General features: G+C 45.5%; 14 protein-coding genes. All 14 read left to right on the plus strand.

Going from position 1 to position 15,962, the window contains the following annotated elements:
* Window positions 1-104 precede the first annotated feature (104 nt).
* The 14 genes from JRI89_07890 (at window position 105) to JRI89_07955 (ending at window position 15,923) form a co-directional block, all read left to right on the plus strand.
* The gene (locus tag JRI89_07890) at window positions 105-320 is read left to right on the plus strand and encodes a prepilin-type N-terminal cleavage/methylation domain-containing protein (protein MBW2071162.1); all 216 of its coding nucleotides are present in this window, start codon (window positions 105-107) and stop codon (window positions 318-320) included.
* Window positions 321-350: 30 nt separating this feature from the next.
* Window positions 351-743 carry a hypothetical protein gene (locus JRI89_07895; protein ID MBW2071163.1) on the plus strand — a complete coding sequence of 131 codons (393 nt, stop codon included), beginning with the start codon at window positions 351-353 and terminating at the stop codon, window positions 741-743.
* 109 nt (window positions 744-852) lie between these two features.
* Window positions 853-1,659 (plus strand): ABC transporter permease subunit, encoded by an 807-nt coding sequence (locus tag JRI89_07900; protein ID MBW2071164.1) that lies wholly within the window; start codon window positions 853-855, stop codon window positions 1,657-1,659.
* Window positions 1,656-2,528: a hypothetical protein gene (locus tag JRI89_07905; protein MBW2071165.1), complete on the plus strand. Its 873-nt coding sequence runs from the start codon at window positions 1,656-1,658 to the stop codon at window positions 2,526-2,528. Before JRI89_07900 ends, JRI89_07905 begins: the two co-directional genes overlap by 4 nt.
* A gap of 13 nt (window positions 2,529-2,541) precedes the next feature.
* Window positions 2,542-3,114, plus strand: coding sequence for an ABC transporter ATP-binding protein (locus JRI89_07910; protein ID MBW2071166.1), 573 nt, complete (start codon window positions 2,542-2,544; stop codon window positions 3,112-3,114).
* Entirely contained in the window at window positions 3,098-3,454 is a 357-nt protein-coding gene (locus JRI89_07915; GenBank protein ID MBW2071167.1) for a hypothetical protein, read from the plus strand. Before JRI89_07910 ends, JRI89_07915 begins: the two co-directional genes overlap by 17 nt.
* A gap of 10 nt (window positions 3,455-3,464) precedes the next feature.
* Complete coding sequence (locus tag JRI89_07920) at window positions 3,465-5,858, plus strand: tetratricopeptide repeat protein (protein MBW2071168.1); 2,394 nt, start codon at window positions 3,465-3,467, stop codon at window positions 5,856-5,858.
* 330 nt (window positions 5,859-6,188) lie between these two features.
* A complete protein-coding gene (locus JRI89_07925) occupies window positions 6,189-8,060 on the plus strand; it encodes a sulfatase-like hydrolase/transferase (GenBank protein ID MBW2071169.1) in 1,872 nt (623 codons plus the stop codon).
* A gap of 499 nt (window positions 8,061-8,559) precedes the next feature.
* The gene (locus JRI89_07930) at window positions 8,560-10,011 is read left to right on the plus strand and encodes a cobalamin-dependent protein (protein ID MBW2071170.1); all 1,452 of its coding nucleotides are present in this window, start codon (window positions 8,560-8,562) and stop codon (window positions 10,009-10,011) included.
* Window positions 10,012-10,308: 297 nt separating this feature from the next.
* Entirely contained in the window at window positions 10,309-11,175 is an 867-nt protein-coding gene (locus JRI89_07935; protein MBW2071171.1) for an ABC transporter permease, read from the plus strand.
* 88 nt (window positions 11,176-11,263) lie between these two features.
* Window positions 11,264-12,523 carry an ATP-binding cassette domain-containing protein gene (locus tag JRI89_07940; protein ID MBW2071172.1) on the plus strand — a complete coding sequence of 420 codons (1,260 nt, stop codon included), beginning with the start codon at window positions 11,264-11,266 and terminating at the stop codon, window positions 12,521-12,523.
* Between the two features lie 130 nt (window positions 12,524-12,653).
* Window positions 12,654-13,529, plus strand: coding sequence for a glycosyltransferase family 2 protein (locus JRI89_07945; GenBank protein MBW2071173.1), 876 nt, complete (start codon window positions 12,654-12,656; stop codon window positions 13,527-13,529).
* Entirely contained in the window at window positions 13,516-14,823 is a 1,308-nt protein-coding gene (locus JRI89_07950) for an alkaline phosphatase family protein (protein ID MBW2071174.1), read from the plus strand. The genes JRI89_07945 and JRI89_07950 overlap by 14 nt, the downstream gene beginning before the upstream one ends.
* Window positions 14,823-15,923 (plus strand): NfeD family protein, encoded by a 1,101-nt coding sequence (locus JRI89_07955; GenBank protein MBW2071175.1) that lies wholly within the window; start codon window positions 14,823-14,825, stop codon window positions 15,921-15,923. The genes JRI89_07950 and JRI89_07955 overlap by 1 nt, the downstream gene beginning before the upstream one ends.
* The last annotated feature ends 39 nt before the right edge of the window (window positions 15,924-15,962 follow it).

A 15,962-nucleotide genomic window follows, 5' to 3' on the forward strand; every position in this document is an offset into this window, starting at 1 on the left:
ACTACCGCCACAAGCGTTCATGGGAGGAGGTGAGACCGGCAGCGCACAATTTACTGCCCTCAAGCAGTTGGAACCAGTAAAAAAACAAAGAAAGGAGAACACAGATGCTTGGAAAAATCAGAAAAAAACTCAATCAGAAGGGTTTCACCCTTATTGAGTTGATGATCGTTATCGCCATCATCGGTATTCTGGCAGCAATCGCCATTCCGCAGTTCGCCTCCTACCGCAAGAAGGCGTACAATGCGGCGGCCCTGAGTGATATGAAAACCGCCAAGACAACCCTGGAGGCCTACTACGCAGACAACCAGTGGTATCCGTAGATGGCAATAAGCTCCAAAGGGAGGTTTGTGATGAGAAAAAACATCTTCAGAATATTGGTTATGCTCTTGGCCCTGGCTTTTATGGCCAGTCCATGTCTTGCTGGCTCAGTGACCATATCCCATAGCAACAATGTTGATCAAGATATCACGGGCGGCAACGGCAATCCGCAATGCCGCGTTTCCCTGTCGAAGAACGTCAGCTTTGTATACACCCGAGATGATGACAACTCTGCTTCGGCTCAGACTTATGCTATAGGTGCCCGCCATGATGCCGGCAACAAGGCCTATGGTACTGCTTCCGATACTACCTTGATATACTGGGTTACCATGACCACGGGTGACATAACCGGCAGTGAGATCAGCGTTGCTACCAGTGCTTTCAAAGACAATCAGGTCGGTGGCAAGAACTGGGTGCCAATGTAGTCTGTAGACTACTTCAGGGCAAGGTCAACTCTATTCCTTACACTGATACGTTTGTGAGCATGGAACGGGGCCGAGATTATCGGCCCCGTTCCAGCTGCTTGCGGAGTCTATGCTGAAAACCTATGCCATCATCAAGGTTACCTTTCTAGGAGGGGTGCGAGACCGTACCCTTTTCGGCATTTTTATCCTTGGCTTGCTGCTGCTGGCCACGGTTCCCATTTTCTCGTACTTTTCTATGCGGCAGACCACGGAGGTTGCCGCCGGATATGCTCTTTCGGTAATTTCGCTCATTGGCTTGCTTCTCACGGTGTTCATGAGCGGCAATCTTATCTCAAAAGATATCGATCGCAAGAGCATCCATACTGTTGTGACACTCCCCATATCCCGCAGCCAATACATGGTCGGCAAATTTGTCGGCCTGGCATTGTTGCTTCTAGTATCTCTGAGCATATTATATTGCCTGGCAGCCATGCCGATTTACCTGGTTTCACTGCAGTACCCCCCCCTGCAACCACTCAATTGGCAAACGTACTTTCTTGTGGGAGTTTCCGAGTTTTTCCTCCTCCTGGTGATCAGCGCTGTCTCGGTGCTGTTCAACAGTTTTGCCACCTCCACTTTTCTACCCATGGCCTTGACCCTGGCAGTCTACTGCATCGGCCAGAGCACTGTGCTGGTAAAAGACTACCTGGCAAAGGCGTCAAACGCCAAAGACGTACCACCGCTTCTAGCATTTGTGGCCAAGGCCAGCTATTACATATTCCCCAACCTCTATGCATTCAATCTAAGAAACACTTTTGTCTATTCTCTGCCGGTTAACCTGACGTTTCTCGCAATGGTTCTTCTCTACGGAATTTTTTACATCAGTGTAGTGATATGCATGGCAACATTCGTTTTTGACAGAAGAGATCTGCTATGAAGCGGCTCGTACTGTTTCTCTGCATCTTGACGCTCTGTGCGGTATTTTTCTATAAAGTAGACCGCATGCGTCACACCCAGCCCATGCCTGTCAAGCTGCTGCTTCTCCCCTCCAAACAGATGACCCGCGTAATTTCCTTCGGATATCGCTTGCTGGCAAGTCAGCTCATTTTTTACAACTCGATGTTTTTTGTCGGCAGTCTAGATTCTCCCCCTACGGTTCCCACTTATCAGGAGCTCTTTCATACATTGGACACAGTGACCTACCTGGATCCTTATAACATGGACGGCTATTACTTCGCCCAGGGGCTGCTGAGTTGGAATCGCAGCTTTATTGAGCCTCTGAATTCTCTCCTGCTGCGGGGAATGTCGTATCGGAAATGGGACTGGTACCTGCCATTCTTTTACGGATTCAACCAATTCTATTTTCTAAAAAATCCCAAAAAGGCGGCACCATATCTGCGACGAGCCTACAGGCTCAATCCAGAGAACGAATTCTTGCCCACATTGATTGCCAGGCTGTATTACCAGGGAGATGAAACCAGAGCAGCCATCGATTACCTGGAAGAGATGAGCCGTACTGCCAGCAGCAAGAATTTGCGCAGGTGGATAAACGTGCGTTTGAGGGCGCTGCGCACGGTTTTGTTTCTCGAAGAGGCCATGGAGAGATATGAGAAAAGATTTGGCCGAAAACCTGCAAGGCTTGAAGAGTTGATTACTGCAAGGATTCTTAGAGCCATACCACCTGATCCATATGGAGGGAAGTTCTATCTGGATGCGAAAGGCAGAGTGCGTACTACCAGCAATTTTGCTTTTTCGCGGCAAGGCTCAGCGAAGAAGAAGAGATCCTCCGCTTCAATTTTCAAGTAAAAAGAGATTTGCAATGACGGCAATTCAGACTGTCAAACTTGGCAAAGTATACACCACAAGGCTCACCAGGAAAGTTGCAGCGCTGCAAGATCTTGACCTGCAAGTGCAGCGGGGTGAGATATTTGGTTTCCTCGGTCCCAACGGGGCCGGCAAGAGTACGACCATAAAACTTCTCATGAATCTCATAAGGCCTTCCACGGGTGAAGCCCAGATTCTGGGTGTGCCGGTGACTGAATCCTCGTCGCGTCAGAATGTGGGATATCTACCTGAAAACCCGCAATATTATGGCTACCTGACAGGCCAGGAACTGCTGCACATGGTGGGAGAGATCCACGGCATGGCGAAGGAAGATATCCACAAGCGATCCAGTGAACTTCTCGAACTTCTGGATTTACCCGTGGAAAAAAAGAGGTACATATCAGGATTTTCAAAAGGGATGATGCAGCGGGTTGGCCTGGCGCAGGCCATAATCCACAATCCAGAAGTCATAGTGCTCGACGAACCCATGTCCGGCCTCGACCCCCCAGGCCGCAGACTTGTCACCGATCTGATGCTGAGGCTGCGAGACTGTGGAGGTGATATGTGACCGCATTGGCATCATCACTGGGGGCAGGCTGAGGTTCTGTGGGACTCTGGCAGATGTGATCTCCGAGAGTTTTTCTTCATATGAGGTGATCTTGCGCAAGGTTTCCAGGGAACAATTGCGGATCCTGGAGGACAAGGGGTTTCGGCCCAGGAGTGTAGAAGACAAGGTAAAGGTGGCAGTTGCCAAAGAAAACATTGCTGCCTTTGTGGGTGATTTTGTCAATTCCCAAGGGGAACTGGTTGCCATAGAACCGATGCGCTTCACCCTGGAAGATTTTTTTATGGGTTTCGTGGAGGAGAAGCCCAACTCCCAGGTTGGCAGAAAGAGCCTGGTAGGATAAAGAAGACAACATGGACAGGAAAAAAAAGCAACTTGATCCTGACTTCATATCCCTCCTCTTGCTTCTCTTTCTGGGTCTCCTTGCTTATTCTAATAGCTTTCTAGCAAGCTTCCATTACGATGACATTACTCGCATTGTACAGAATGATGCCATCCTTGATATTGGCAATCTAAGACAAATTTATTCATACTGCCCGGAGCGTTTCCTCGTCTACCTAACACTGGCGCTCAACTACAGACTGAGCGGCTTTGACACTACCAGCTACCATATCGTCAATTTTTTCATCCACTATTTTGCTACAATCTTTCTCTACTTTTTTTGCCTCGAAATCTGGAAAACTCCTGCCTTGAAAGCAAACGATCAGAAATTTCCCCTTCACGTTATGGCCTTTCTGGTGGCAGGCATTTTTTGTCTCCATCCTCTCCAGACAGAATCGGTAACTTACATCATTCAGCGGGCAGAAAGTATGGCAGGTATGTTCTATTGGGGCGCAATGCTTTTTTATATGAAGGCACGGCTGTCTGCCAGTAGCAGAACCGCAATTGGCTATTATTTAGCCACTTTACTTTGTGGTCTGGGCGCTGCCTTTTCGAAAGAGACTGCTATTACACTGCCCATTATGATAGTGGCGCTTGAAGTGTTGTTTTTCGAAACTTCCATCAGAGATGTCGCCAAAAACAAGATAATTTTCGCCCTATTTATTCCGATTGGTATCGCAATTGCCTACAAGCTGGCCGCAGTGGTTCAGAGAGATTTTTATTACGATCCTGACATACCATACACTAGGACGCAGTACTTTTTGACTCAATTCAGTGTGTTGTTGACTTATTTACGACTTTTCTTCTGGCCGGCCAACCAGAATCTTGACTATGATTATCCTGTAGCTACTTCCTTTATTGATTTCAGGACCGTCTCTGCCTTTGCAGTCTTGTTGCTGTTCTTGACGCTGGCGATCATCTGTCGTCGAAAATACCGATGCCTCTCTTTTGGCATCATCGGGTTTTTTGTCACCCTGGCGCCTACCTCCAGTGTGATCCCCATCAAAGATCTCATTTATGAACACAGAATGTATCTAGCGGTAGGCTTTCTGGCAATGGCAGCCGTAGAAGTGGTTTGGCGCCTCGTTTGCCGTGAAAAAGCCCCAGTTTCCGCGTTATCAAGAGTTGGCGCTCTCACAGGGATAGCTCTCACACTATTATTGCTGTCGGCTGTCACATACAGCCGGAACAATGTCTGGTTCACTGATCTCACTTTATGGCGGGATGTGGTGGCCAAGTCGCCGGGGAAGACTAGACCGCATTTGAACTATGGCATGGCTCTTTACAAGTACTCATTTGGCGATCTGAAAAACGCCAAAAAGGAGTTTGAAATTGCTAGAGAATTATGTCCGACATGCCCGATGCCTTATCATAATCTTGCCTTTATTCTCTGGAAGGAGGGGGACTACCAGGGGGCAGTCAGACTGTACCAACAAGCTCTTCAGCGAGACCCTGCCTATGAAGATTCCCTCTATCAGTTGGGCAGGCTCTATAAGAATCTGGGGCAATGGGAAGATGCCCGCAAACAACTGGAGCGATTAATTGGACTTTCTCCAGGTTTTAGGTTCATTCAAGCATATCTTGATCTCATAGAAGTCTATCAGGCAACTGATCTCCCTCAAGAAGCTGCCGAGCTCGCCAGTGTTATCAGCCGTATGCCCGATGGGCTACCCCACATTGACTACCACCGAGGACTGGCTTATTTCAAGCTATATGATTATCAGAAAGCCGAGCAATATCTTGCTGAGGCGGCTACGAAGGACACGGCTTCATCCATAAGAGTTTCCGCCAATCTCCTGCTTGCGCAGATCTACTATGAAGAGAATAATTACCAGAAATCTGAAGAAGCATTCTTGCGGGTACTCGACGACAATGCCTGGTCAGTAACTGCCCATTATAATCTAGCCCTTCTCCTGGAACGTAAGGGACGACTGGCTGAAGCTCGCGAACACCTTGAAAAAATCCTGGTTGTCGACCCGTTCTGCATTGATGCGGCTGTGCAGTTAGTTGGAATTTATGATCGTTTGGGTGATGCAGTCAGGCGAACTGATATGCTGATAAAATTGCTTGGTCTACGACCTACTTCCAGAGAATACTTTTATTTAAAGGCCCATGAGAACGCCGATTTCAGAAATACGTTACGTACTTATTCCCAGAAGTTCCTCCTGCTGTATTCTTCCCCACGATCTTTGCGGGCAGGGGCAATTATTGCCACACTAGAAGGAGATTATCCGTCAGCTATTAAAAGTTACCAGAGATATCTTCTAGGTGAGAGGAATTCAGTAAGCAGGGAAAGAGTCGGCAAAGAAATTCAGCGTCTCCAGGAACTGCTTCAAGGCAAGAGTAACCTCAGAAGAGGTGTGTAAAGGACGTTAGCCGGTGGTTGCCGGGTTATACCTTTCCAAGACGATATCTTTATATTTCTGCAAGCGAATAAAAAACGAGATTGTTTGAGCTAATTAACCTTATCTACTTACCATAGAGCAGGTATTTCAGCGCTTTTATGTAGAAAAGCTTCGTCTTGTATCCAGGAATCTGCCCCGCAACTTGGCATAGAAGATGCTAGATGGAATACCACGGTAGTGCTTGGTCAAGGAGTAATTTAGAATATTCTGTGCCTCTTACGGTCGTAAAACATACCAGGAGATATGATTTGATAAGCATATGTCTCGCTGGTTAACTGTGGAGGAAAAAGAGTGAATATTCCATTCTATTTCTATTCTTCAGTATTTCTATATGTTATTAGCGTAATCTTATATAAGAAGAAGAGTTCATTCCTGAGCAATGGCTTCTTTTATATTCTTCTTCTCATTTGTTTTATACTATATTTATTTTATGGCGTTGCTAATTATTTCACCGGACGTGGTATAGATGACTCTGTTATATTCCATCTCAAATATGGTTTACAGGGTGCAGGATTTTCGGCATATACAACACTTATTATAAAAGTAATCATAATAATTATTTTGACAAGTATATTGCTTGCCGTAGTACTCGGACAGAAGAAACATGCTATTTCCCGCTTAATACCTAGCAACAGATTACCGTTTATATTTATTATAACAGCATTAGTTCTAAATCCGGCAACTATAAACATGTTTGATCTAACAGTAAATGAAGCAAAGGCAAACAGAATCATAAGACATAGCACTCTTTTCGGGGAAGATAGTATAAATAAGTCTGAATTCGCCAAATATTATCGCAAGCCATATTTGAAAAAGGTATCTAAAAAGAATAAAAATTTGGTTCTTATCTATGGAGAAGGCCTAGAGCGCACTTATTTTGATGAAACAGTATTTCCAGAACTAATTCAAGGATTGCGACAGCTCGAAGCGAAAAGTACGTACTTTACCAATATAAAAGAGGTAGCAGGAACTGGTTGGACAATTGGCGGCATGGTCGCCAGTCAATGCGGCTTGCCACTGTTTACACCTTCTCATGGGAACTCCATGTCAGGTATGGATTCCTTTCTTGCTTCCGCAGTTTGCCTTGGTGATTTATTGCATGAAGAAGGATACGAACTCGTATATTACGGTGGAGCTGATCTTGCCTTTGCCGGGAAAGGTTTATTTTACGGCACTCATAAATTTGATGAGATTTGCGGAAGACAGGAATTACTGCCCAGGATCGCAGACCAATCTTACAGGTCAGGATGGGGGCTCTATGATGATTCCCTGTTAGATTTAGCCTTCAAGCGCTTTATGGAATTGTCGGCGGTAAAAAAGAAATTTGGCCTCTTTTTGCTTACCTTGGACACCCATCATCCCGAAGGTGATCCCTCACAGAGCTGTAAAAGAAGAATCTACCGGGATGGCTCCAATCCCATACTCAATGCGGTGAGTTGTTCTGACTACTTACTAACGAAATTTGTAAGCAAAATTATGGAAAGCCCCTATGCAGACAACACTGTCGTTGTCATTGTTTCAGATCATCTCAGTCTGAGAAATACCGCTTCAGATTTGTTGAACAGGATGGCCCGCAGGAATCTTTTCATGATTCTGGAAAGCGGTACAAACGAGGCGAGAAAGATAGAAAAATTGGGATCAACTCTCGATATTGGGACGACAATATTGCCTTTCATTGGTTATGAGGGGACAATAGGATTGGGACGAAATCTGTTAGGACTAGATGAAACAATGGCAGATATAAAATATATCCAGGATCATCTAACCTCATGGAAGACATACATATCTGAGTTCTGGAATTTTCCAAAAATTCATGACTTTATCGCAATTGATATTGACCAGAAGAAGCTGACAATTGACGACAGAGTATTTAAAATTCCAATTCTGGTGGAATTCGATGCTGACTTACAAACAAACATGAAATTTGAATTTGATATAACAAAAAAAGACAGAAAGTTAATCAATTATGTTCGTGATGTTACAGATGATAAAGGTTTTATTTTCGTTGACTATTGCGACTACGCTGCTCTTCTTGACAAGAATGTAGGACATAATGGTTACTGTATGGTAATAGGTAGAGGACAAAATTATACTAAAGCATTAGAATTATACGGTAAGCTTAAGATAACAGCAGAAGACATCCGCAAGTTGGCAGCTTTCTAATTAATAGGACTATATAATAATAGCTTAATACTATTTACTGCCAGGTATGATGGTGTCTATATTTCTTACATGAGATTTACTATGAGTTGCTGTATATAACAATATTATAATCGACTGGATAAATAGTTGGCAAAACCCACGCAATACATATGGTATAGTGGAGTAATGCTTAAAGAAAGCTGTGAATATCTGCACTAATTGTTATAGGTTGATGGCAAAATGAAAGTGCAACCCCTTCACCACACATTTGCTAGCCGCAACCTCCAGGTTGCGGCTGCGGCCGTCATTACAATGGTGGCATGGCGCCATTGCTTCTTGAGACTGATAGCGATACAGGGACAAGGCTAAAGCCTATGGCAAGCAACTCACCGCCGTGCCTCGAATCCCCTGACAAGCCTTGTTAACCGATCTTGGTTGTCTAGGTACACTTTCATTTTGCCATCAACCGTATGCTTTGTTCATAGCGATACTGATAGTGGTTGCAAGGAAGTGTATTGAGATGTCCAGTATGGTCGACGTATTTGTGCTCAATCCACCAGTGGCAAAAGATTTTTGCCGTTCAGCTCGCTGGGCCGCCCGCTCGAGAGGACGCGTCCAGCGCCATCCAGACTGGCTGCTGACAGCTGTAGCAGTGCTGGAGAGAGCCGGCTTTGAAGTTGCTTTCTTGGATGCTGCTGCTATGGGCCTGGATCGGCAAGCAGTGATCGCTGCTGTTGAGGAAAATCCCCCTGGTCTACTGGTACTGCACACCACAACTCCTTCCATAGACTCAGATCTCGGCTATGCTGCCCTGCTGAAAGACCGCCTTGCAGAATGCCGAACGGTGGCGGTTGGGGCTCATGTGACCGCCGAACCAGTGGACACACTCGTGAGGGCTCGAGGAGCGCTGGATGTTGTGGTGAGGGGAGAATATGATTACACTTTGAGAGAACTGGCGGAATTGGCTGGTTCTTCTTGGACGATGCCTGGACTGGCTCAAGTGCAAGGAATTTCTTATCTCAACGACGAACAAGAGGTAATACCCTGCCCGGACAGACCGTTTTTGAACGTAAATGAACTCCCCTTCCCTGCCTGGCGTCATATTGATCCTCGCTGGTACCGTGATGCTGGCAAACGGTTCCCATTCATTACCTTGATTTCAGGAAGAGGCTGCTTTGGCTCATGCACATTCTGTAGAGATGTTGCCCTCATGGAAGGCAGAAAACTTAGAATGCGGGATCCGCGACTGGTGGTCGACGAAATCGAGTATGATCTATCTCTATTTCCATACTTGCGAGAAGTAATGTTCGAGACCGACACCTTTACTGCCTCGTCTTTACACGTCAGTGGTGTCTGTGAGGAGATTCTCAGAAGAGATCTAAAAATTACCTGGTCGTGTAACTGCCGCACGGATGTAGACCTCAAATTGCTGCCGCTCATGAAAAGAGCAGGATGCCGGATGCTTATGGTGGGATTTGAATTTGGTACGCAGACGGCCCTGGATGCAGTAAAAAAGGGCATAACTCTCGAGCAGTCAGTTTGCTTTGCAGAGGAAGCCGCCAGACTCGGATTTACTTTGCACGGCTGTTTCATGTTTGGAGCTCCCGGTGAAACTAGAGAGTCGGCCATGGAGACTATAGAATTCGCCAAGTCTCTACCCCTTGATACTGTTCAGTTCTCTGGTATCTGTGCCTACCCGGGTTCAGAGATTTACAGATGGGCCAGGGCGCACGGCTACCTGGTACCTGACACCTGGAGACAGTGGGTAGATGAGAACTGGGAGCAGGTCACGGTGCTCGACTATCCTCAACTGAGAAAAGAAGAAATCGACGAGTTGATTGACAGGGGGCTGAAGGAGTTTTATTTGAGGCCAAAACAGATGATCCGCATGGTGAGAGAGATGCAATCCCTGGCTGATATAAAAAGGAAGCTGTACGGTCTGCGGACGTTTTGGCAGAGTCAAATGATGTAGGGAAGTGGCATTACCAGGTCAGAAAAGCCCGAGCAATGAGGCGCATACATGTGTGCTGAACTACCTGTTATTTATGGCATATGTGGTCTGACTGTGGAGGTCCCTGGCTCGGACGTGCCGGATAGGTTTTATTCGTTGCTCCGGGTCAAACGACAAGGTCGTCAGTGAAGTCTATTGCTCCTGGCAGGTCACCGCCAGGGGCTGCTACGCAGTATTCTGGAGCTTATGTCCATCCAGGAATGTATATTTGCCATTCAACTCGAGCAGCCCAAACAAGAGAGTATCAGCAATATTGACATGCAACAGCACGAGAATGATCAGTTGATTGAAATAATCTACAGCGCCGATTCATATCTGAGACGGCCGGCACAGTTGGTACGGAGTATGGTACGCGACTTTCTGGCTGCGCGCGAACTTGCCTGGCGCCTGTTTGTGCGTAATGTCAACGCAATGTATCGCCAAACGATTCTTGGGTATATCTGGGCTTTCTTGCCACCTTTGTTCACTGCCCTTGTCTTTGTGTTCTTGAATTCTCAGAGGATTCTCAATGTGGGAGAAACGCGTCTTCCATATCCAGCATATGCCTTGATAGGTACAGTGCTTTGGCAGACATTTACTGACGCACTGAATAGTCCGCTCCGGATGATCAATCAGTCGAAGTCTTTTATCATTAAAATAAATTTTCCTCGAGAAGCTCTTATCTTAGCTGGCTTGGCAGAGGTTTTCTTCAACTTCACCATCCGTCTAGTTCTGCTGCTATTAGTTTTTTGTTGGTATCGCCTGCCAATTTCTCCAAGTATTTTATTCGTTCCTCTAGGAGTTATTTCTCTTGTGGCTTTGGGTTTATTTTTCGGAATATTCCTGGTTCCTCTGGGTGTACTTTACCAGGATATAGAAAAGGCACTGCCATTGTTCACCTCGATCTGGCTGTTACTTACGCCTGTTGTCTATCCACCGCCTGTGAGTTGGCCAGCTTCTCTGATCTCTATCATAAATCCGGTGAGTCCTCTTTTGGTCAATACCCGTGAGATGCTTACCAATGGGAGCTGTACAAATATGTCAGGTTTCTATCTGGTAGTGGGGTTGACATTCCTGTTTCTTCTAGTGGGCTGGGTTCTGTATCGGCTGGCTCTACCACATTTGATTGAACGGCTGGGCGCTTGACGGGGGCAGGTTATGCTTAATGTCGAAGGCTCAGATCTTTATCCAGCAAAGAAAGCAAGGGCAGCAATAGGTTGGTTTAGGCGACAAAATGGTTCGTGAAAACATAGTCGACGTCAAGGATTTATCCAAGAAATTCTGCCGCGATCTCAGAAGATCATTGTGGTATGGGCTTGAGGATATTGCCCGGGAAATGACAGGCCGTCCGCCGGCTGAAATTGGTTTGCGCCAGCAAGAGTTTTGGGCCCTCAAAGGCATAACTTTTCAGGTAAAGCGAGGCGAATGTCTCGGGTTGATCGGCCGCAACGGTGCCGGAAAGAGTACAATTTTGAAATTACTCCATGGTCTGATCAAACCCAGTGGAGGACGCATTGCGATCCATGGAAGTGTTGGTGCATTGATCGAATTAGGCGCGGGTTTCAATCCAATTCTAACAGGCAGAGAAAATATTTACATTAATGCATCTCTGTTGGGTATTTCCAAGAAAAAAGTAACAAAACTTTTTGATCAAATAGTTGCCTTTGCAGAAATTGACGACTTCATTGATGCACCTGTCCAAAGTTATAGTTCTGGAATGCAAGTACGGCTCGGATTTGCCATCGCCGCACATATTAATCCTGACTTGCTACTCGTTGATGAGGTGCTAGCTGTAGGAGATATAACTTTCCAACGGAAATGTTTACAATATATGACAAGTTACTTAGAGAAAGGAGGCTCAATTATTTTAGTCTCACATAATATGCACTTGATTCAATCCATTTGTCATAAATGTTTAGTGCTAGATCATGGAAGAGTTAGATTCAACGGCTTAGTAACTGATGCAATATCTACTTATTATAATATACACTTCTTGTTAGAAAATAATAATTCTGCTATCTCACCAAATAAAATTGCTGACAAACAGTCTATTGTTATTGAAAAAGTGGATATGATTCCTGCTGATGGTGGGCAAGTCAAGACAGGTCAAGACGTTTATCTGACGTTACACTACCAATCGGCTGCAGACCTTGGCGAGATTACCTGGGGATTTTCAATCTGGACCGCCGATCAACGGACTCGCATTGCAACGTGCACTGCCAAACATGCGCAGAAAAGTTACAAGCTTTTCAAGGGAAAAGGACAATTGCGCTGCAAACTACGCTCCCTTCCTCTAGTGGCTGGCTCCTATGTGGTCAAGGCAGGGATATATGATACGAAGACGTCTTGGCCCATTGCTAGAAAAGGATGGGACGACATACCCGGATATTTTGAAGTAAAACCATCGGGAAGTGAAGTTGATAATCGCAGAATGATAGATGGGGACATTGTGATAATGAATGTTGAATGGATCACGCAAAATGGATCTTTTTAAGAATTATTGCTTGGCTTGTAACAGTTCAGATGAAGACTGTGCTTAAGTGTAGATGTCTCCTGGCAAGGTATTTTGAAGATTAGTTTTTATGAGGTAACAGCAAAAATTTGGAAGGTTATTTACAGCGTTGATGTCAGAAATTGCTATTTTAATTCGTACCTATAATGAAGAGACATTTTTGCCATATACACTTGAAGCGCTTCTGGCACAAACTGAAAAGGCCTTCGATGTCATATTGGTAGACTCTGGGTCTACCGATAGCACACTGGCAATCGCCGGCACCTATGAAGATATAAAGATTATTGAAATTCCAAAACAAGAATTTACCTATGGCAGAGCCTTGAATATTGGCATAGCAGCGGTGGTCGACCGGGCAAAGTATATTGCTATGCTAAGTGCTCATGCAATTCCATGTAACGAGAATTGGTTGAGCGAACTGTTGGTTCCTGTGCGGGAACATTCCCGAGTGGTGGCAGTGTACGGCAAGCAAATTCCTTTTCCAGGGCACCTGAACAATCCAATTGTCCGTGCGCTGGCTTGTGAGGCATATCCAAAATGTTACGGAGACAAACCTTTCAGGACCAGCGAGTCGTACTTCTTCTCCAATGTGAACAGTCTGATTACTATTGATAGTTGGCTGAAAAACAAATTTGATGAATCACTTGTGGCATGTGAAGACTGGCAGTGGGCCAAGATGGCTGTTGATTGTGGAGGGGTGATTGCCTATCAGCCAGGGGCAGCAGTTTATCATTCACACCTCGATAGTTATGCGAGTTATTTTACTCGACTTCGCCGAGAAGCAATGGGGGCCAGGAAGATAGATCCAATTTCTCATCCTCCACTAAGGCGACAGGAATGCTGGCATTTGGTGAAGTATGCCTTTCTAGATTATCTGAGACGCAGCAAACAGCGAAGATCACTTGTCGACATACACTGGGATATCTTTCGCTATAAGGTAGTCGCAACGCTGGCTACTTATAAAGGACGAAAAGATGCGAGAGTCTGACCAGAAGGTTCTATTTCTTTTGTTGGACGCCTTTAGGCATGACTACATCAACTCAGTAGACACACCTTTTTTATATTCCAAAATCTCACAGGGTGTATATGCAAAGAAGTTGAAAAGCGTTGCGGGTTTTACTCAGAGAACAGCTATCTACACAGGAACTACTGGTGTGGAAAGTGGAATGTTCACCATGTTCACCTTTGACTCGGCAAGATCTCCATTCCGTTTTTTGCAGGGCTCTGCAAAACTAAGGAAGTTCTCGTCAGGGCGCCGTTGGTGGGATGCACTTCCTGCCTGGCCTGGCTTTGGCTTGCTACGGGAGATCCTGAATCGCTGCTTTCAAAACAGATTGGTAAGTTTTCGGGAGTGGATAGCAAAAGAAGCCAAAAACTACGCGGCGCACGCACCTCTGGCACAAATTCCTCTATATCTGTTGCCAGAAATAGGGGTCTCCGAGGACAACCTTCCCGTCTATCTGCCGGGGGCCTTCAAGCAGGAGAGTATATTTGACGTATTTCAGCAAACAGGCATCCTGTACGAATATCTCATGTATCCGGTTATAGACTGCCAGGATGACGATGTCTTGGAAGCGTTCATTCAAAAAAGGGAGTCAGCCTCACACATCCTGCTCGGCCAATTTTCTGACTCAGACATGATTGTCCACCATTGTGGACCCGATTCATATGAACGTCGCAAAGTAGCAGGCGAAATTGATCGCAAGTTACGTGAAATCGCCGCCAGTTATGGCAATAATACCACTTGGATTATCGTGGGTGACCACGGTATGACCGAGGTAAAGGAAGAGATAGACGTTCCTGCCCTGCTTGCCCCGATTGAAAGCAGATTAAATGTTGAGATGGGCCGGGACTACTTGCTTTTTCTCGATTCAACCATGGCGCGCTTCAGGTGGAAGTCGGAGGCTGGCAAACTCTTTCTTGATGAAGTAAAGAAGCAGGAGCAATTATTAAAGAAGGGCTTTTTCATTGATGAGAAATTGGCCAATGAATATTCTATTCCCTATCCTGATAAACGGTATGGTGATTTGATTTGGTGGGCAAATAATGGCGTGCTGCTTTTCCCGGACTATTTTCACGACCGGCACACCCATGTCAAAGGAATGCATGGATATAGGTCAGACCACGATGACATGAAGGGTTTCTTCCTTGCCTTCGGTCCAGAGATTCAACCAAGGGTAATAGAAGAAGTCAATTTGATTGATGTGTGTCCTTCTATTTGCGCAGCAGTGGCTGTCCGAAGCACGGAAAGTAATAGAGGTACTTGCCTACTGGTGAGCTGATGCCGAAGTTTACGCTCCACAATCGGGTTGATATTGAAAATGACGTACAGGAGGACTTGAATTTTATTGTTGACAGCATCAAAGCGAGTAATCTCGAGTACTCTTCAATATATCTGATCGGAGCGTTTGGTCGCGGCGAAGGTACAGTGAGATTTGATGGCAGTCGCTGGCGTGCTGTTAATGACTATGACTTGCTGGTAATAGCACCAAATTGCGAAAGAATTGGCCCATTTCTGCAAACTCTTGCTGGCAAACTAGCGCAGTCTCTGAAAGTAGACTTTGTAGATCTTGGCTGTGTACAGAGAAGATCACTGCCTTTTCTGCAATGCACCATTCAGAACTATGACTTCAAATATGGCAGTAAGCTGTTGGCGGGTGAGGACGTGCTCGGCGAGGTCCCGCAATTTCGGCGGGAAGACATTGGCCCCTATGAAATAGTGCGGCTCATCTGTAATCGTGCGGCTGGTCTTCTGTCAGCTCATCTGCCGGAGAATGTCAGCTCGCGGCAATATTATGCAAATCAATGCATGAAGGCTTGTATTGCTACGGGTGATGCAGCGGTGTACCTGGTTAAGGGGTATCATCACCTTTACGCAGCTAGACTAGAGATGTTTCGTAGTCTTGCTGCTGGTGCCAAACTTCCTTTTTCCTTGCCGCAAGAAGCGATAGAAGCTGTGATTGCAGCATATGAATGGAAACTGAAAGGACTTCATTCCAAGATGTTTTCTATTGATAAAGCACTGATGAAAATTATTATTAGCGAAGTGTATTGTGCGATTACGAGGTATTGTACTGGTAAGCACGTGTTCACAGTTGCTCAGGCCGAACGAGAACTTCTAAAATACTTTAAAAATAATAAGAAGTACGGCAACAGTGTTACGACAGCACCCAAAATCGGCTTCTTGCATAGTATCAATAATGTTTTTGGAGTAAAAAATCGCACTCTATTTTCACAGCCCTTTTTCTATTGTCAGACACCTTTGTCCAGGACACAATTTGTAAAAGAGGTTTGCCAAAGATTCTGGATGATTCCTGCAATATTTAGAAATATGAATAATCCCAACATTCCAGTATTAATATGGGCTAGATTTCATCACTGATCAGAAATTTGTTTAGATCAGAAAATTTTCTTAGTTAAC

Source organism: Deltaproteobacteria bacterium, assembly GCA_019309045.1.
Taxonomy (GTDB): Bacteria; Desulfobacterota; Syntrophobacteria; order BM002; family BM002; genus JAFDGZ01.